Here is a 17,051-nt window from a genome sequence, read left to right as displayed (position 1 = left end):
GGCTTACCCTTGATCTTCTTTGTCGTAATGAATGATCGAGAGCAGCTTGATGGGAACTTCTATCAGCTGTTCGGGCCCGTGCGGCACAGCAGCATCAAAGGCCAGGCTGTCGCCGGCGTTCATGGTATAGAAATGCTCCCCGTGCCGGTAAACGAGCTTGCCTTCGAGCAGGTAGATAAATTCGTGCCCGGCATGGCAGAAGTTGGGAAAGACTTCGCTGGCATCGTCCATGGTGATCAAAAACGGTTCGTATCGCTTATTTGGTCCCTGGCGGTAACTCAATAACTGATAGGTGTGGCCAACTTCCGTACCAGTGCGCACAACTTCCATGCCTTCGCCAGCCTTGACGTGCTGGGCACCACGCCCTCCAAGATCAAAATCGCTGAAAAGTTTGGATATCGGCAGGTCAATGGCATTGCAGAGGCGGCTCAGCGTGTCCAGACTAGTGGATACTTGGGCATTTTCCACTTTACTGATCATGCCCTGACTAAGCTCTGCGATACGAGCGACGTCTGATATTTTGTATCCCTGCGAAATCCGTTTACGCTTCAGTGCCCTGGCGATGTGCTGTTCCAGACTTAGGCGCGTGTCCTGTTTATCAGTGGTGATCTTTTCGCTCATGAGTGCCTTCGCTTATGATTTTGGTGTTCATGACGCCTGTTGATATTGAAACCATTATGTTGCCGCCCTCGGGGGCAGGAGTGCCAGCCACCCGAGGTGATATAAAAGTTAGACAATATTGACATGAAAGCATAAGCGGAAATGTAAAGCTATTTACGGCATCCACAGTGGTCGATATGCATTGCTCACCGGCGAGTCAGCGCCGTCCTATATTACCCAGTTCAAAAGAGATGCGTTCGGCCGTGACCTGTAATTGTTCTTTGAGGTCGTTGATATAGGCATCGTTGTCCATCATAGCGTCGGGGCCTGAGATGTTGATCGCCGCGACAATCCGCCCCTGATAATCTTTTAGCCCGGTGGCGATGGCCGTGGCGTGGTCGGAGCGATGCATTACCCAGCCTGCGTCACGGTCATTGGCAATCGTGTGTTTAAGCTCTGGCAAGGTGCGCGGCGCGGGGGCAGGATAGCCGTCCAGGCGCACGTGGTGATAAAGCGCGTCGAGCTCGGTTTCGTCCAGAGCGGTGAGGAGAATGCGACCCATGGCGCAACTGTGGCAAGCGATGCGGGTGCCCACCGGGATGTTCACCGACAGCCGTTGAGACGCAAACGAGCGGTAGATATACACAGTATCTTGGCCTTCACGCACACTGAGGTGGCAGGACATTGATACGCGGTTGCGCAGTGCATTCAAATGCGGCATGACGATATCGACAATATCGCGGCTGGCCAGATAGCTGAAACCGTGGGAAATCACCTGGGGGCCAAGCTGATAGGTATTCTTGGCCACTTTATCGAGATAGTGCATCTCGGTCAGTGTGGTCACAATACGATAGATCGACGAGGTGCTGACCTCTAGTGCATCAGCAAAATCCTGAGTCGTCAGAATACGCTGTTGGCTGTTGAACAACTCGAGGATTCTGAGACCCCGGTAAAGCGCGGGAACCGTATAATCGTTGTCTTTAGTGGATGGTTTCGCCATACGTGTTAAGGCCTTGCTGAAAGGGATCGATGTTTAACGGCCCCGGTGTTAACCACCGTCGGGCCGTTAAGGTGCATTATCCGTCAAGATACCTTGTTCATAAATGCCTTGATGCTCAATGGCTTTCCGCCAAATTCCTGCATGGCATCCAGCAGCACCGGCCAGAAATAGCTGGCCGAGGCGCTATCAACCAGCAGATACAGGCAGGTAAGCTCCGTTTGGCTGGCGTTGATGACGATGGCATTCGCCCGAGCCACAGAGGTCTGTGCGACCTGGCCGGGGGCAAAGGCAGCAGGGCTCAGGTCAACCCCACACAATTTGGCCATGACGTTGCTCGCATGGGTGCCCGTCAGGGCCAGCCAGGCATGGGTATCCTGGCGAGGCAGCAGGTAAACGCCCGCCTGAGCGGGTGGCCAGGTAGCTTCCTGCTGGCTGATCCGCTGCTCCTGAGCGTTGAGACTGCCAAGCAGCAGATACTCGCTGGCAGAAAGTCTCGCGACCAGGCTGCCATCCGGCTGGCGAGTTGCCTGGTTCGGCACATCAGGCAGCTGATAACCATGTTCGTCGAGAAAGCTGGCAGCATGGCTGCCGCGCACGCCAAGGCGGGCCAGCGCCGATACATCCACCAGTGCACAATGCGCCGCCGAGGTGAAGTCAGCGTCAAGGCTTGTGTTGTCCCCACCATCAATGGCATAGCCATTCAGCGCCTGCCATCCCTCGGCACGGGAAGCGTCCGCCTGATGAAGGTGATAAAGCGGCGTACGTTTGGGAGTGAGCGTGTCTTTGAGGGTCGCCATGACTTACATCTCCTGTCGACTGTTGTTGGCATCGTAGAAAGGTAGCTTGACGACCTCGGCGCTGACTTCTGCTCCCCCTTCGACCCGAATCGTGATCTGGCTGCCGGGGGGGGCCTTGTCCGCCCCGGCATAAGCCAGGCCGATAATGGCGTTCTGAGTGGTGGAGTATTCACAGGACGTCACGTTACCGGTGATATCCGTACCGTCGAGCACTAGATGCCCTTCCATCGGTTTGGCACTGCCAGCGGGTAGCTGAAAGCCGACAAGGCGCCGTTTGGCGGGCTGTTCGTCAAGGATGTCCACCGCACGGCGGCCGACGAAAAACGGCTTTGTACGGTTAACCGCCCAGCTCATGCCAATCTCGCCAGGGTGGCTCATGCCGTCGGTATCCTGGCCGATGATGACATGGCCTTTTTCAAGGCGTAGCAGGCGCTGTGCCTCAACACCGAAGGGGCGAATGCCAAAAGCCTTGCCGGCTTCCATCAGCAGATCCCAGAGATATTCGCCATAGCGCGCTGGCACGTGTAGCTCATAACTTAGCTCACCCACAAACCCTGTACGCATAAGGCGAGCTGGCGCATCGCCGGCATAGCCCTCGCGCAACTCCAGGTAGGGAAGCGCCTGGGCGGAAAGGTCGACGCCCGTGCACACGGTTTCAAGTACCTGACGTGATAAGGGGCCAGCAATATTTACCGCCGCAAAGGCAGACGTGACATTAGCGATATCCACGTCCAGGCGCCACTGAGCATTCCACTGCAGCATGCTTTGAAACACGCGGCCGACACCGCTGGTAGTGGCGGTCACATAAAAGTGATCGTCAGCCAGGCGGCAGGAAACCCCGTCATCAATGACCACCCCCTGTTCGTTGGTCATGGCCGCGTAGCGCGTGCGGCCAACCGGCTGCTTGAGGAAGCCGAAGGTGAAGATGCGGTTGATAAATTCTGCTGCGTCTGGGCCGCGTATTTCAAGGCCACCCAGGGTCGAGACATCAATCAGGCCAACGTGCTCGCGGACGTGCCGGGCTTCTTCCTGCATCGAGTGGTGGCGGTCAAGGCGGCCGTCGGCACTGGGATAATAGGCCGGGCGCTGCCAGTCGCCGGCAGGCATCATGACGGCACCCAGTTCAAGGTGACGCTGTTGCATGGTGGTCACCCGGAAAGGGTCGAAGCTGCGTCCGGCAAGGTGCGCCAGGGTTTCGGCGGTAAACGGCGGGCGTGCGGTGGTCACCCCGGTTTCACTGACTGAACGCTGGGTAGCATCAGCCACCAGGCGGGCAGTGGGCAGCGCAGAGTGGCGGCCTTGTGACGGCCCCATGCCAACGGTGGAGAAGCGCTTGACCAGCTGGACATCGCGGTAACCGTGGCGGGTGGCGTTGATGATATCGCGGATCTGAAGGTCTTCGTCAAAATCGACGAATTCCTTGCCTTTGGGGTGAGCGAAAATGGGCCACGGGAAGTTCACTTGCCTGGGCGCTTCGGTCACAGGGTCGGCTTTCGGTGCGGATAACCCCAGATTAGCCAGTGCCTGGCTGGCGGCAAAGATACCGTCCTGCAGCACCTGCTCAAGGTCGTGCAAACCATTGACCGAGCCTGCTACATGCAGGTGTTCGGGCAGGTTGGAAAGCGAAAACTCGGCGACATCGTCGTTGTAGGTCAGCTTGCCGCCAGCCTGGCACAACAGCTGGTAGACAGGCATATAGCCTGCGCTCATGCACAGCAGGTCGCATTCCAGAGTCACGCTTTCTTTGTCCACTTCACCGCGTTGGGTAATACGCCGGATATCGACCCCGTTAACGCGGTGCATTGTCTTGTCGCACAGCGCTTCGAAAACGGTATGCTCAAGATGCAGGGTGATACCGCGCTGCTTGATGGCCTGGCTTAGCTGGCTGTCGGTTGGCCCCGCGCGCATATCCACCAGGGCCGCTACATCCACGCCCTGTTCGTGCAGGTCGAGGGCGGTCAGATAACCGTCATCATTGCCGGTTAACACAACGGCCCGCTTGCCTGGGCGCACCGCGTAATGGCGTATCAGGCGTTGGGCGGCGCTGGCCAGCATGATACCCGGCAGGTCGTTGTTGCGGAAGATGACCGGCTGGTCAAAGGCCCCGGCGGTGACGATGCATTCCTTGGCGCGCACCTTGTACATCCGCTTGTCCTGGATGACCGGCAAATAGTTGTCAGTGAACCAGCCGTTACAGGTGGCGTTGCACAGCACATGGATATTGGCGTGTGCTTCCACGGCCGGCACCAGTTCATCACGCAATGCCGTGGCACGCACCCCCTGTTCATCAAAGCGGGCGTAGGTCAGCGCGCCGCCCAGCAAGGGTTCCTGCTCAACCAGCAGTACCTGGGCGCCGCCTTCTGCAGCCGTCAAGGCAGCCTTAAGCCCGGCGGGGCCACTGCCCACCACCACAACGTCTTTGAACAGGTAGGCTTTGTCGTGATAATCGCCCTTCGCCTTGAGGTCAAAGCGACCCAGCCCGGCTTTCTTGCGAATCAGGGACTCCCAGTATTTCCAGGCACCTTTCGGCTTATAGAAAGAACGGTAATAAAAGCCCACCGGCATGAATTTCGAGAACTTACCCAGCTTCATGTCGCTGTCGTGGTCAAGGCTGCCGCTGTAGTTCTGGCCTGTAACGTTCAAACCCTCGTAGGCAAGGCAGGTATCTGCCAGTACGTTCGGTTCATCGGGCAGCTGCACCAGCGTATTAGCATCTTGCCCGGCCATGGTGAGCGGGCCGCGCGGGCGGTGGTACTTGAACGAGCGGGACAGCAGATAACGGCCATCAGCCGCCAGCGCACTGGCAATCGAGTCTCCGCAAAAACCCTGATGGGTCTGCCCTTCAAACGTCATGCTGATAGGCTGTTGACGGTCGATATAGAGCCCCATGGGAGCGGGAAGGCGGTTATCCATCGTCTGTGTATTGCCTGATGGTTGGGTGCGGTTCATTTGCGTGTCTCCTCAGAGGAAAACTCGACACGTTCCTGGAAAACTTCCTTGGGATCGAACGTACGCAGTATTTCATCGGTAACAGTATGGCGTTCAGCAAGGAACCAGTAGCTGGAGGCGGCATGCATCCACCATTCGGTAATAACGCCTGCTGTGTTGTCGCTATAAAACACATAGTGGGCCCATTCCCGGTCGCTGCATTGACCGGGCATCGGTTTGAGTTCTCCGCCATAGATGAACTCACTGATATTGCGTAGCCCGTTGAGCGGGCAGTTCATGACTTTCATTGAGCGTGCCTTCACATAGTCGCTGAGACGGTGGCTGAGACGGTGGCTGACATAAGCGGCTGACGTTAATGACTGGCCGCTGTCGCGCCCATTTCATTGACTTGCTGGAAATTGGCAAAACGTTCCAGGCGGAATGGCTGAATCAGCGCCGGCACTTTTCCGCCGTTGGCTACCAGCTCTGCCATGGTCTTGCCGCAGATGGGCGTTGACTTGAAGCCCCAGGTGCCCCAGCCAGCATCCAGGTAGTAATTCTCAACCGGGCTTTCCCCCATGATGGGGCTGTAATCCGGGGTCATGTCGGTAATCCCGCCCCATTGGCGCATCAGCTTGGCCTTGGCCAGAAACGGGAACATCTCGATGCCACTGGCAATCAGGCTTTCCTTCATTTCCAGCGTAGAGCGCGTGTTGTAAAGCGGGTAGGGGTCGGAGCCGCCCCCGAACACTACTTCGCCACGGCTGGTTTGCTGAACGTAGCAATGCAGGGCGGAAGAGCTGACCAGCGGGTTCAGGAATGGCTTGACCGGCTGGGTGACCATCGCCTGCAGCGGGTAGCTGATAATCGGAAGGCGGAAGCCGGCTTTTTTGGCCAGGATCGAGCTGTGCCCGGCAACCGCTTGCACGGCGCAACCGCACTGGATAGTGCCGCGATTGGTCTTCACCCCGGTAATGCGCCCGCCTTCAATGATCAGCTCCTGCACTTCAGTGAGCTGATGGATTTCAACGCCGCGCTTGGCGGCTTCCTTGGCATAGCCCCAGGCCACGGCATCATGGCGCGCTGTGGCGCCGTCGCGGTGCCACAAACCGGCCAGAACCGGCAAGTGCCCCGGGTCGAGGTTAAGCGTTGGCACCAACTCACTGATCTGCTGACGGTCGATCATTTCGGTGCGTCCGCCGAAATGTTTGTTAACCTCTGCGCGTTGGCGGAAGGCACGTACCGTGGCATCGGTATGTGCCAGGGTTAACTGACCGCGCTCGGAATACATGATATTGAAGTCAAATTCGTTCGAGAGGTTCTGGAACAGCTTGACCGACTCGCTATAGAACCTGACCCCTTCCGAGGTCAGGTAGTTAGAGCGGATAACGGCGGTATTGCGCGCCGTGTTGCCGCCCCCCAGGTAAGCCTTTTCAAGCACGGCTACCTTGGTGATGTTGTGGTATTTGGCCAGATAATAGGCAATGGCCAGCCCGTGGCCACCGCCACCGATGATCACCACATCGTAGGAGGGCTTGAGCTCTTTGGGGGGAGGCAAGTCCACATCGACGGGATACTCCGAGGACAAACCGTATTTCAATAATCCAAAAGGCATGACAACGCCCTCCTGTGGTAGATCAGATAAGTGCTGGCTGAGCCGCTTTGTGGTGTTGCTGAAGCCGGGTGGCGACCACCGTGTTCTGCATCAGGTAAGCGATGGTCATCGGGCCGACACCGCCGGGTACCGGGGTGATTGCACTGGCCACCTGACTGGCGCTGGCAAAGTCTACATCCCCGACAAGACGCGTCTTTGGCTCGCCATTGACTGACTCTTCGATGCGGTTAATGCCCACATCAATCACCACCGCACCTGGCTTGAGCCAGTCGGCATTGATCATCTTCGGGCGACCTACCGCCGCGATGACAATATCCGCCTGGCGCGCGATGGCTTCGGCGTTAACGCTGCGTGAGTGGAGCACCGTGACCGAGCAGTTGGCCTGAAGCAGCAGCGCGGCCATGGGCTTGCCGACGATATTGGAGCGCCCGACAACCACGGCATGTTTTCCGCTCAGGTCGCCGCAGGTTTCCTGCAGAAGACGCAGGCAGCCGGTAGGCGTGCAGGGAGTCAGCACGTCAGCGCCCTGTGCCAGCCCTCCCACGTTTTCACGATGAAACCCGTCGACGTCCTTGAGCGGGGAAATCGCCTGAATCACGGCGTCCTCGCTGATGGTGTCGGGAAGCGGCAGCTGCACCAGAATGCCGTTGACCTCAGGGTCCTGGTTCAGCTTGTCGATCAGTGCCAGCAGTTCGGCCTGGGTCAAGGAGGTGTCGAAGCGATACTCAAGCGAACGGATCCCGACCGCCTCAGCCTTACGGATCTTGTTGCGCACATATACCTGGCTGGCGGCATCTTCACCGATCAACACCACAGCAAGCCCCGGTGTGGTGCCTTCCGCTTCCAGTTGCGCCACGCTGTCGGCCACTTCAACCAGTACCCGCTCGGCCCAGGCCTTGCCGTCAATCAAGGCGGCAGATGTTTGCGTTGTGAGGGTCATTGGAAAATCACCGTTTTGTTCTGATCAAGGAAGATGCGGTGCTCCAGGTGATACTTGACCGCACGGGAAAGCGCGATGGTTTCCGTGTTACGCCCCACGGCGACCAGGTCTTCAGGGCGATAGGTATGGTTAACGCGCTGAACTTCCTGATCGATGATCGGGCCTTCATCAAGGTCAGAGGTCACGTAGTGCGCGGTGGCACCAATCAGTTTGACGCCTCGCGTATGTGCCTGATGATAAGGCTTGGCCCCCTTGAACCCCGGTAAGAAGGAGTGGTGAATATTGATGGCGCGCCCGGACAGTTGGCGGCACAGGTTGTCAGACAGAATCTGCATATAACGTGCCAGCACGACAAGCTCGGTACCGGTCTCTTCGACGATATCCATCAGCGCGGCTTCCTGCTTGGCCTTGGTCTCTTTAGTGACCGGCAGGTAAACAAAGCGGATGCCTTCGCGCTCGGCCATGGGGCGAAGGTCGCGATGGTTCGAGACGATGGCGGTGATTTCCATGTCCAGCTCACCTTGCGCCTGGCGATACATCAAATCGCTCAGGCAGTGATCGAACTTGCTGACCATCAGCAAAACGCGCATGGGTTTGGAACTGCTGTAAATCTGCCACTCCATCTCAAAGTCCTTGGCGATGGCGGCAAATTCATCACGCAATGTCTCGATATCCCCACTCACGCCTTCATTGAAGCGAAACTTGGCACGCAGAAAGAAGTTTTGCAGCTCTTCATCATCGTATTGGGCCAGTTCACTGATATAGCAGTCATGCTCGCTCAAAAACGAGGTCACCGCCGAAATGATGCCGGAGGTAGCCGGGCAAGAAACGCGGATGATGTAACTGTCACAAGAATCCTTCATTTTCTTTCCTATATAAATTTAAAATTTTAAATATAAATAAAAAATAAGAAATTTATCGATTTAAAGCCAAATATATCTCTATATAATAGATTGACTTCATATTTGGCTTTTGTCGATATGGATTTTCCTTTTTATTGATCGTTTCATCTAGCCTTTGGCAATGCGCTTTTGTTTGTCAGGGTCATCAAAAGGCAAGCTATGGCTGCTGGCAGTGGCTTGCAGGCTGCCACGTATTTCCAACGGCACACCGTGCTCGGCATAAGGAACATCAAGGCGCGCCAGTGCCATGGAGCGGCCACTGAGCCTTGAAAACATGCCTTCGGTAACAATGCCGACCTGCTTGTTATCTGCCCAGAGGGTGTCCCCAGCGCTTGCCGCCTCCTCGCTGTCAATCAATACACCAAAGATCTTGAAGCGCTCCTTGCCCTTGAGGCGGAAGTGTTCGCCTGCCCCCCGGAACTCGTTCTTGTCCTTGGAGACGGTGAAGTCCAGCCCCAGCTCCCATAGCGTGTCGCCGGCGGGCTGGTCGGGGAAGGGGTATGTCTCGGAGTTATCAACGGGATAGAACAGCAGGTTACTTTCCACGCGTAGCCAATCGAGTGTCTCGAAACCGCATGGCACGATGCCCATGGGGGCACCCTTGTCGAGGATTTCGTCCCACACAGAGGGAGCATCCTTGGCCTTGCAAAAAATCTCATAGCCGCGCTCACCGGTATAGCCGGTGCGTGAAATCATCACATCAAAGCCAAACAGGCGGGTCTGCAAATGGTGGAAGTAACGCAGGTCGCGAATACCCTCAACATGCTTTTCAAGAAAGTCGACGGCCAATGGCCCTTGCAGTGACAAGTCGTGAAGATCATCGTCAAACATCAGGCTGACGTTACGACCCAAGGCACCTAGAGTGAGCATTTCCTGGCCCAGGCCGGTGCCATGCACCACCAAGTACGCATTCGGCGCCAGGCAGTAGACAATGCAATCATCCACGAACTTGCCAGCCTCGTTGAGCATGGTGGCATAGACAGATTTTCCCGGGTAAAGCTTTGACATATCCCGCGTGGTGGCATGGTCTAGCAGCACTTTGGCATGCGGACCAACGCAATGGATCTTTTTCAGACCAGAGACATCCATCAAGCCTGCTTGGGTGCGAATGGCGGCGTGGTGATCGGCGGTATCCGCTCCCGCGTAACGAAACGCAGTCCCCATGCCGTTCCAGTCTTCCAGTGTCGCACCGAGTGCATGGTGGCGTTCGGCAAGGGCAGAAGTACGCCATAACGTTGTCATATCAATTCTCCTTCCAGTCGGTTAGGGCAGGTTTTCCAAAAGAAACCAGAAGTGGCTGTCGCTCTTTATGGATTCTTTAAAAGAAATTATGTTTCCTTGTAGTGAAGCAATAAGCTTGCCATGACGTGTCAGTGCATACAGAAAATGCATGAGACACAGGTTTATTTCATATAAAAAACAGTTACTTATTTTTTGAATTTTTAGGTCGATATATTCGCCATATTTTCCTCCAGGTTTTTATATGCGTGTCATTTGTTCTTTATGGGCGCGCGTTTTGGCAAATTTGCACCGTTATGGCGCGGTCAAGGCACAGAAACCAATAGGAGAAAAGATGGGAAATGCTTTCTTGAAATCCTGAATTAAATATTTATTTCATTTAAATCAGTGTTTTGTAGGTATTTGAGGAGGTTTTTAACGGTCGACGAGACATTCTGGCATGCTATGTGCCTTTCTTTTTGAGAAATATAGTTTCTTGAAAAGAATTTTTAAGAGGGTTGAGTATGTCTCCAGAAGCTGCTGTTGAGTTGATCAAAGAGCATGACATCCGTTATCTGCTGGCCCAGTTCGTGGATATACACGGTGCGGCCAAAACCAAGTCAGTGCCGGCTAACTGCCTGATGGATGTCGTTGAGAAAGGCGCGGGGTTCGCTGGCTTTGCGGTGTCGGGCCTTGGCATGCAGCCCCATGGGCCGGACTTTATGGCCAAAGGTGATTTGAACTCGTTGTCGTTGGTGCCGTGGCAGAAACACTACGCTCGCATGGCGTGCTGCGGTTACGTCAATGATGCCCCGCACGCGCTGGACAGCCGCGTTGTCATGATGCGTCAGTTAGAGCGGCTAAACGAGCTGGGCTGGACGTTGAACACCGGCCTGGAGCCTGAGTTTTCCTTGTTCAAGCGGGGAGCGTCCGGTGAGCTGCTGCCGGTTGATGAGAGCGATACGCTGGCCAAGCCCTGCTACGACTATAAAGGCTTGTCGCGCTCACGCGAGTTTCTGGAAAGGTTGGTCGAAGCGCTTCAGGCGGTGGACTTTGATATCTACCAAATTGATCACGAAGATGCCAACGGCCAGTTCGAGATCAATTACACCTTCAGTGACGCCCTGACCTCTGCTGACCGCTTTACCTTTGTGCGCATGGCCGCCGGTGAAATCGCCAACGAGCTTGGCATGGTGTGTTCCTTTATGCCCAAGCCGCATGCTGATCGGCCTGGCAACGGCATGCATATCCATCTTTCCATTGCTGATAAAGACGGCAATAACGTCTTTGGCGATGACAGCGACCCCCAGCATCTTGGCCTGTCGACGACGGCTTACCATTTTCTGGGCGGGTTACTTCATCACGCCCCGGCGCTATGTGCCTTTGCTGCCCCAACGGTGAATTCCTACAAACGCCTGGTGGCCGGCGGTTCGGCGAGCGGGGCGACCTGGGCACCGGTATTCATTGCCTATGGCGATAACAACCGTTCGGCCATGGTGCGCGTGCCTTATGGCCGTCTTGAATTCCGTCTCCCCGATGCTGGCTGCAATCCTTATCTGGTTCACGCCGCCCTGATTGCGGCGGGAATGGATGGCATCGAGCGCAAGCTGGACCCCGGCAAGGCGCAGAACATCAACCTTTACGAGCTCACGCCAGAGCAGTGCCAAGCGCAAGGCATCGAGATTCTGCCGCAGTCGCTTAAAGAGGCGATTGATGCCCTGGAAGCGGATACCCATCTGCGCGATGGCATGGGCGTCGAGATCGTTGACGAGTTTATCAAGGTCAAGCGTGAGGAGTGGAAAGAGTACAGCCGCCAGGTATGTGAATGGGAAGTTCAGCGCTATGTAGAGTTTTTCTAACGTCATTTTATTTTTTTCATACGTTCTTTTGCGTGCTTAGGCGCCCATGACGCCTCAGCGTGAATCTATCGAGGTAATGCTATGTGTGGAATTGTCGGGCTTTATCTGAAAAACCCGCAGCTGGAAAGCCGCTTGGGTGAGCTGTTTGAGCCGATGCTTATTGCCATGACAGACCGTGGGCCGGACAGTGCCGGTTTTGCGGTGTATGGCGACGAATATGATGATGGCGTCAAGCTGACCCTGCAATGTGATGATGCCGATTACGATTGGCAGGCGTTCGCCGACAGGCTGCAAACCGCCTTCGGCAGCCTGGCGTCATGGTTTCAGAATGCCAACGTGGGGGTGTTCAAGATAGCCGAAGAAGAAAGCCGCGTGCTGGGTTGGCTGGCGGATCATGCGGCTGACCTTCGCGTGATGAGTGCCGGAAAAAGCATCGAGATTCTCAAAGGTGTCGGCCTGCCCGGTGAAGTGGCAACCCGTTACAAATTGAGCAACATGCGCGGCAGCCACGCGATCGGGCATACCCGCATGGCTACCGAAAGTGCCGTCACGCTGCAGGGCAGCCATCCTTTTTCAACCGGGCTGGATCTGTGTCTGGTGCATAACGGCTCCCTGTCCAACCACAACCGCCTGCGCGACAAGCTCAAGCGTCAGGGCATTGTTTTCCAGACCGATAACGACTCTGAAGTTGCCGCTGGCTATTTGACCTGGCGGATGGCCAAGGGTGAATCCCTTAATCAGGCCCTGACCGGAGCGCTCAAAGACCTGGACGGTTTCTTCACGTTCACGATCGGCACACGGGATGGATTTGCGGTCGTGCGCGACCCGATTTCCTGTAAACCCGCCGTTATTGCTGAAACCGATGACTACGTGGCAATGGCATCCGAGTACCGCGCCCTGGCTGACCTTCCGGGTATCAAGGAGGCAACTGTCTGGGAGCCGGAGCCGGCAAAAATCTATGTGTGGGAACGTGACGGTATAAAGGTGGAGGCTGCCTAAATGATGAAACATTACGACCTTGCGAGTTCCAGTCTGCGAGAACTCAACCAGGCACTGCATGATCCGCAAATGACCGCCAGCGAGCGTGAGTGGCGTGTCAGTAATTCCAACGGGGCGCACAATATTGCCTGCGGACTCAATGAGCAGATCAGCGTCGAAATTGATGGGCATGCCGGCTATTACTGCGCGGGCATGAATCAGAAAGCGCATGTCACCGTGAACGGAAATGTCGGGGTTGGCGTGGCCGAGAACATGATGTCGGGCAAGGTGCATGTCAAAGGCGATGCGTCCCAGTCGGCGGGCGCTACCGCTCACGGTGGCCTGTTGGTCATTGAAGGCAATGCCTCGGCGCGCTGCGGTATTTCCATGAAAGGGGTGGATATCGTGGTCAAGGGTAATATCGGCCCGATGAGCGCTTTCATGGGGCAAGCCGGCAGGCTGGTGGTGTGCGGCGATGCCGGTGAGGCGCTGGGCGACTCGCTCTACGAAGTGCACATCTATGTAAAAGGGGAAGTGGCGTCTCTGGGGGCGGATTGCGTCGCCAAGGAAATGCGTCAGGAGCACCTGGACGAGCTGGCAGATTTACTCAAACAGGCAGGTAGCGACGAAAACCCTGGCGACTTTACGCGCTATGGATCAGCACGCCAGCTCTACCACTTCAAAGTCACCAATGCCTCGGCCTACTGATCTGGAGCCTGACATGACAGATAACACGATTAATCCGGCACTGAGAGAGTCCGCTACCTTTGGTCGAGATGTCATCGCCGAAATTCAGCGTGCCGCCGAAACAGGCATCTACGACATTCGCGGTTGGGGTGCCAAGCGCAAGGTGCCAAATTTTGATGATCTTTTGTTTCTCGGTGCGAGCATGTCGCGCTACCCGCTCGAAGGCTATCGGGAAAAATGCGACACCGAGGTGGTATTAGGCACCCGCTACGCCAAAAAACCGATGGTGATTGATACCCCGGTGACCATTGCCGGTATGAGCTTTGGTGCCTTGTCAGCACAAGCCAAGGAAGCGCTGGGGCGCGGAGCATCGGAAGTCGGCACATCGACGACCACAGGTGATGGCGGCATGACCGCAGAAGAACGCGGTCAGTCATCCAAACTGGTCTATCAGTACCTGCCGTCACGCTATGGTATGAACCCGGATGATTTACGCAAAGCCGATGCCATCGAGGTGGTCTTAGGGCAGGGCGCCAAGCCGGGTGGCGGCGGGATGCTGCTGGGCCAGAAAATTTCGGATCGTGTCGCCCACATGCGCACGCTGCCCAAAGGTATTGATCAGCGTAGCGCCTGCCGCCACCCGGACTGGACGGGGCCCGACGACCTGGCCATCAAGATTGCCGAATTGCGTGAAATTACCGACTGGCAGGTGCCCATCTTTATCAAGATTGGCGCGACGCGCACGTATTACGACGTCAAGCTGGCGGTGAAAGCCGGCGCGGATGTTGTGGTGCTGGATGGTATGCAGGGCGGCACGGCAGCCACTCAGGATGTGTTTATCGAGCATGTCGGTATTCCCACCCTGGCGGCGATTCCTCAAGCCACACAGGCCCTGCAGGAAATGGGCGTTCACCGTGAGGTGCAGTTGATCGTCTCGGGCGGGATCCGTAACGGTGCTGACGTTGCCAAAGCCATTGCCCTGGGTGCGGATGCCGTGGCCATTGGTACGGCTGCCCTCATCGCCTTGGGGGATAACCACCCACGTTTTGAAGAAGAGTACCGCAAGCTGGGTTCAGCGTCTGGCTATTACGATGACTTCCAGGAAGGAAAATGCCCAGCGGGGATCTCGACGCAGGACCCGGAGCTGAGCCAACGCCTTGACCCGGTGGAAGGTGGCAGGCGGCTGGCCAACTACTTGCGTGTGCTGACTCTGGAAGCGCAGACGTTGGCCCGAGCCTGTGGGAAATCCCACCTGCATAACCTGGAACCGGAAGATCTGGTGGCCTTGAATATCGAAGCGGCTGCCATGGCGCGAGTGCCCCTGGCGGGTACCACCTGGGTGCCTGGTCAAACGTTTTAGGCTGGCATTGGAAGGTCAATCTGCTATCTGGTGACAGGTAGCTGCCTGCATCATTAAACGCTACCCCGAAGGCTGGATACCCCTTCCAGGCTTCGGGTTTTTTTATGCTCTTCAGCAACACCTATCAAGCCTTCGATGCGGTAGCGTCAAGTGCTTTTAAACAGAAATGCCAAGCAGGGTTTTAAAAAATAACTTTTTAATTGTTGTGCAGGATATCGCTTAAAAAGAGCGCGCGCCCAGTGTGTTTAGTTGGCGTGATGAGTGGTTTCTTTAGTGTATATATAAAAAGAAATATTCACTATTTAATTTCTATCCAGATAAAGGTCAGCGGATGCACTAATACAGGCTTTTTAAAGCGTCATCTGCACTATTACAGCGCGGCCTCTTTTTGTTCTTTTTTTATAAATCTATGAAATTAAGATGATTTTTGTTTTTGGCATGAAACGTGCTTTATCTACAGTAAATAAAATATCACCACAAGAACTAAATGGAGCGGCTTCAGTATCACTGGTGATATTTAGGTTTCATATATAAAACCTTGATGTCTTTCGATTCCGTCTCTGTCGCGCTGGCATCCATTAACCGGGTATTTATCAAGGGGAAAAAGTCAATGCAGCATAACGCTCTTCCTGATGATGACAGGATAAAAAGCAGGCCGATATATGTAACGCCTGAGCATCCCGCAACAGCTAACTACTATGTGTGTGTGGCTGAGCCAGACGCGGTAAATCTCATCATGAAACATGTGGCGCCGATTGATAAACACCGGACGCCGTTTCATTTCATTATCTGTGCTGATCGCGCTGACGCGCCCCCGGCGGGGTTGCCGTCTGAGTGGCAGAACGTGCCACTGCAATGCTGCGACCGTGACGCACTTTCCACCACGCTGGCGACCCAGCTGGAAACATTGACCCAAGGTTGCCATGTGATTGTGGCGGGCAGCGAAGCGTTTTTATGGGATGTACATACCCTGGCCCTGGCACACGGGCTGCTCGACGCTGAAATCACCTTGCTGCCTTCAGCAGATAACGCCCGACGCGTGTTTTGCACGCACTGCCGTTTTATGAGCGAGCCTGTCACGGCGTCACCCACCCGCTGCCAGGGGTGTGGGCTCACGTTGGAAGTTCGCGATCATTTTTCACGACGCCTGGGGGCCTATATGGGCGTGCGGATAGATGCCGAGGTGCCCGGTGAGGTTCCCCGCGAGGAGGTGTTTGACTCATGAGTGACCTGATTCCGGTACGTGTCGCCGAGATCGAGCAGATCAGCTCGATTATCAAACAGTTTACGTTTGTTGCTGATGAAAAGCCCCTGCCGCCGTTTTCTGCCGGTAGTCACGTGGTGGTGCAGATGGAAGGTGAGGGGAAGCGTTTCCGCAATGCGTATTCCTTGATCAGCAACCCGGCTGACAGCAGTCATTATCGCATCGCGGTGCGGTTGCAGGAGCGCTCCCGAGGAGGCTCTCAGTTCATGCATGGTGAGTTTCGCCCAGGGGACAGGCTGTTTATTTCTCCGCCCGCCAACATGTTTCTACCGGATTGGCAGGCGCGGCACCACATATTGATTGCCGGTGGCATCGGAATAACGCCGTTTCTTTCTTACGGCTATGAGCTGGAACAACGTCAAGCTTCCTTTGAAGTGCACTACGTGTATCGCAATGCCGAAACAGGGGCCTTTCGTGAGGCCTTGACGGAGCGTTTTGGCAACAGGCTTTACTGCTATTCCGGCGAACGTCCCGATTTTTACACCCTGCTCGGACACCAGCCGCTTGGCACCCACGTCTATGTTTGCGGCCCTGAGGCGATGATTCAGGACGTCAAAGCCACAGCGAGTGCGCTGGGCTGGTCACCTCAGCGGGTTCATTACGAAGCCTTCACGGCTCCTCAGCCAGGCAAGCCTTTTGTGGCCAGGCTTTCACGCTCGCAGCAGGACGTCGCCGTCGCGGGGGATACGCCTCTGCTTGACGCTCTGGAAGCCCATGGCCTTGAGATACCCAATATGTGTCGTGGCGGTGTATGCGGCCAATGTAAAACCTCGGTGGTGGACGGTGACATCGAGCATCGGGATGCCTTTCTCGATGATCAGGAGAAAGCCAGCCAGCGCTGCATCATGCCTTGCGTGTCACGCTCATCGAGCGACTACCTGGTGCTGGATCTATAAATCAAGG

At 55.8% G+C, this 17,051-nt stretch carries 15 protein-coding genes; 6 read left to right on the top strand and 9 right to left on the bottom strand.

Annotated features, from left to right (window positions below; all coding sequences use genetic code 11):
• Positions 1–3: 3 nt before the first annotated feature.
• The 9 genes from OR573_15650 to OR573_15610 all read right to left on the bottom strand — a co-directional run bounded on the left by OR573_15650 (position 4) and on the right by OR573_15610 (position 10,024).
• Complete coding sequence (locus OR573_15650) at positions 4–621, bottom strand: XRE family transcriptional regulator (protein ID XGA79891.1); 618 nt, start codon at positions 619–621, stop codon at positions 4–6.
• 196 nt (positions 622–817) lie between these two features.
• Positions 818–1,600 (bottom strand): IclR family transcriptional regulator, encoded by a 783-nt coding sequence (locus tag OR573_15645; protein ID XGA79890.1) that lies wholly within the window; start codon positions 1,598–1,600, stop codon positions 818–820.
• Positions 1,601–1,683: 83 nt separating this feature from the next.
• Positions 1,684–2,397, bottom strand: a complete 714-nt coding sequence (locus OR573_15640; protein ID XGA79889.1) for a hypothetical protein — start codon at positions 2,395–2,397, stop codon at positions 1,684–1,686.
• Positions 2,398–2,400: 3 nt separating this feature from the next.
• Positions 2,401–5,346, bottom strand: a complete 2,946-nt coding sequence (locus tag OR573_15635) for a 2Fe-2S iron-sulfur cluster-binding protein (GenBank protein ID XGA79888.1) — start codon at positions 5,344–5,346, stop codon at positions 2,401–2,403.
• Positions 5,343–5,633 (bottom strand): sarcosine oxidase subunit delta, encoded by a 291-nt coding sequence (locus OR573_15630; GenBank protein XGA79887.1) that lies wholly within the window; start codon positions 5,631–5,633, stop codon positions 5,343–5,345. The genes OR573_15635 and OR573_15630 overlap by 4 nt, the downstream gene beginning before the upstream one ends.
• A 65-nt stretch (positions 5,634–5,698) precedes the next feature.
• A complete protein-coding gene (locus OR573_15625; protein XGA79886.1) occupies positions 5,699–6,940 on the bottom strand; it encodes an FAD-dependent oxidoreductase in 1,242 nt (413 codons plus the stop codon).
• A gap of 22 nt (positions 6,941–6,962) precedes the next feature.
• Positions 6,963–7,880, bottom strand: coding sequence for a bifunctional methylenetetrahydrofolate dehydrogenase/methenyltetrahydrofolate cyclohydrolase FolD (folD, locus tag OR573_15620; GenBank protein XGA79885.1), 918 nt, complete (start codon positions 7,878–7,880; stop codon positions 6,963–6,965).
• The gene (purU, locus tag OR573_15615; GenBank protein XGA79884.1) at positions 7,877–8,743 is read right to left on the bottom strand and encodes a formyltetrahydrofolate deformylase; all 867 of its coding nucleotides are present in this window, start codon (positions 8,741–8,743) and stop codon (positions 7,877–7,879) included. The genes folD and purU overlap by 4 nt, the downstream gene beginning before the upstream one ends.
• Before the next feature lie 147 nt (positions 8,744–8,890).
• Positions 8,891–10,024: an aminomethyltransferase family protein gene (locus OR573_15610; GenBank protein ID XGA79883.1), complete on the bottom strand. Its 1,134-nt coding sequence runs from the start codon at positions 10,022–10,024 to the stop codon at positions 8,891–8,893.
• A gap of 500 nt (positions 10,025–10,524) precedes the next feature.
• Between OR573_15610 and glnT the strand changes: the two genes are divergently transcribed.
• From glnT to OR573_15580, 6 genes are all read left to right on the top strand, one after another.
• Entirely contained in the window at positions 10,525–11,859 is a 1,335-nt protein-coding gene (glnT, locus tag OR573_15605) for a type III glutamate--ammonia ligase (GenBank protein XGA79882.1), read from the top strand.
• Between the two features lie 81 nt (positions 11,860–11,940).
• On the top strand, positions 11,941–12,858 hold the full coding sequence (locus OR573_15600; GenBank protein ID XGA79881.1) for a class II glutamine amidotransferase: 918 nt from the start codon (positions 11,941–11,943) through the stop codon (positions 12,856–12,858).
• Positions 12,859–13,545, top strand: coding sequence for a protein glxC (locus tag OR573_15595; protein XGA79880.1), 687 nt, complete (start codon positions 12,859–12,861; stop codon positions 13,543–13,545). It abuts the gene before it with no gap.
• 13 nt (positions 13,546–13,558) lie between these two features.
• Positions 13,559–14,884 carry an FMN-binding glutamate synthase family protein gene (locus OR573_15590; GenBank protein XGA79879.1) on the top strand — a complete coding sequence of 442 codons (1,326 nt, stop codon included), beginning with the start codon at positions 13,559–13,561 and terminating at the stop codon, positions 14,882–14,884.
• Between the two features lie 736 nt (positions 14,885–15,620).
• Positions 15,621–16,109 carry a dimethylamine monooxygenase subunit DmmA family protein gene (locus tag OR573_15585; GenBank protein ID XGA79878.1) on the top strand — a complete coding sequence of 163 codons (489 nt, stop codon included), beginning with the start codon at positions 15,621–15,623 and terminating at the stop codon, positions 16,107–16,109.
• Positions 16,106–17,044 (top strand): PDR/VanB family oxidoreductase, encoded by a 939-nt coding sequence (locus tag OR573_15580; protein XGA79877.1) that lies wholly within the window; start codon positions 16,106–16,108, stop codon positions 17,042–17,044. The genes OR573_15585 and OR573_15580 overlap by 4 nt, the downstream gene beginning before the upstream one ends.
• The last annotated feature ends 7 nt before the right edge of the window (positions 17,045–17,051 follow it).

The sequence above is a fragment of the Halomonas sp. CH40 genome (assembly GCA_041875495.1).
GTDB lineage: Bacteria > Pseudomonadota > Gammaproteobacteria > Pseudomonadales > Halomonadaceae > Vreelandella.
This window is presented reverse-complemented; position numbering and strand designations above follow the sequence as displayed.

What these genes read in the sequence shown, in the direction of transcription:
- OR573_15650 (XGA79891.1), bottom strand. Translation starts at nt 621, where the DNA reads ATGAGCGAAAAGATCACCACTGATAAACAGGACACGCGCCTAAGTCTG.
- OR573_15645 (XGA79890.1), bottom strand. Translation starts at nt 1,600, where the DNA reads ATGGCGAAACCATCCACTAAAGACAACGATTATACGGTTCCCGCGCTT.
- OR573_15640 (XGA79889.1), bottom strand. Translation starts at nt 2,397, where the DNA reads ATGGCGACCCTCAAAGACACGCTCACTCCCAAACGTACGCCGCTTTAT.
- OR573_15635 (XGA79888.1), bottom strand. Translation starts at nt 5,346, where the DNA reads ATGAACCGCACCCAACCATCAGGCAATACACAGACGATGGATAACCGC.
- OR573_15630 (XGA79887.1), bottom strand. Translation starts at nt 5,633, where the DNA reads ATGAAAGTCATGAACTGCCCGCTCAACGGGCTACGCAATATCAGTGAG.
- OR573_15625 (XGA79886.1), bottom strand. Translation starts at nt 6,940, where the DNA reads ATGCCTTTTGGATTATTGAAATACGGTTTGTCCTCGGAGTATCCCGTC.
- folD (XGA79885.1), bottom strand. Translation starts at nt 7,880, where the DNA reads ATGACCCTCACAACGCAAACATCTGCCGCCTTGATTGACGGCAAGGCC.
- purU (XGA79884.1), bottom strand. Translation starts at nt 8,743, where the DNA reads ATGAAGGATTCTTGTGACAGTTACATCATCCGCGTTTCTTGCCCGGCT.
- OR573_15610 (XGA79883.1), bottom strand. Translation starts at nt 10,024, where the DNA reads ATGACAACGTTATGGCGTACTTCTGCCCTTGCCGAACGCCACCATGCA.
- glnT (XGA79882.1), top strand. Translation starts at nt 10,525, where the DNA reads ATGTCTCCAGAAGCTGCTGTTGAGTTGATCAAAGAGCATGACATCCGT.
- OR573_15600 (XGA79881.1), top strand. Translation starts at nt 11,941, where the DNA reads ATGTGTGGAATTGTCGGGCTTTATCTGAAAAACCCGCAGCTGGAAAGC.
- OR573_15595 (XGA79880.1), top strand. Translation starts at nt 12,859, where the DNA reads ATGATGAAACATTACGACCTTGCGAGTTCCAGTCTGCGAGAACTCAAC.
- OR573_15590 (XGA79879.1), top strand. Translation starts at nt 13,559, where the DNA reads ATGACAGATAACACGATTAATCCGGCACTGAGAGAGTCCGCTACCTTT.
- OR573_15585 (XGA79878.1), top strand. Translation starts at nt 15,621, where the DNA reads ATGAAACATGTGGCGCCGATTGATAAACACCGGACGCCGTTTCATTTC.
- OR573_15580 (XGA79877.1), top strand. Translation starts at nt 16,106, where the DNA reads ATGAGTGACCTGATTCCGGTACGTGTCGCCGAGATCGAGCAGATCAGC.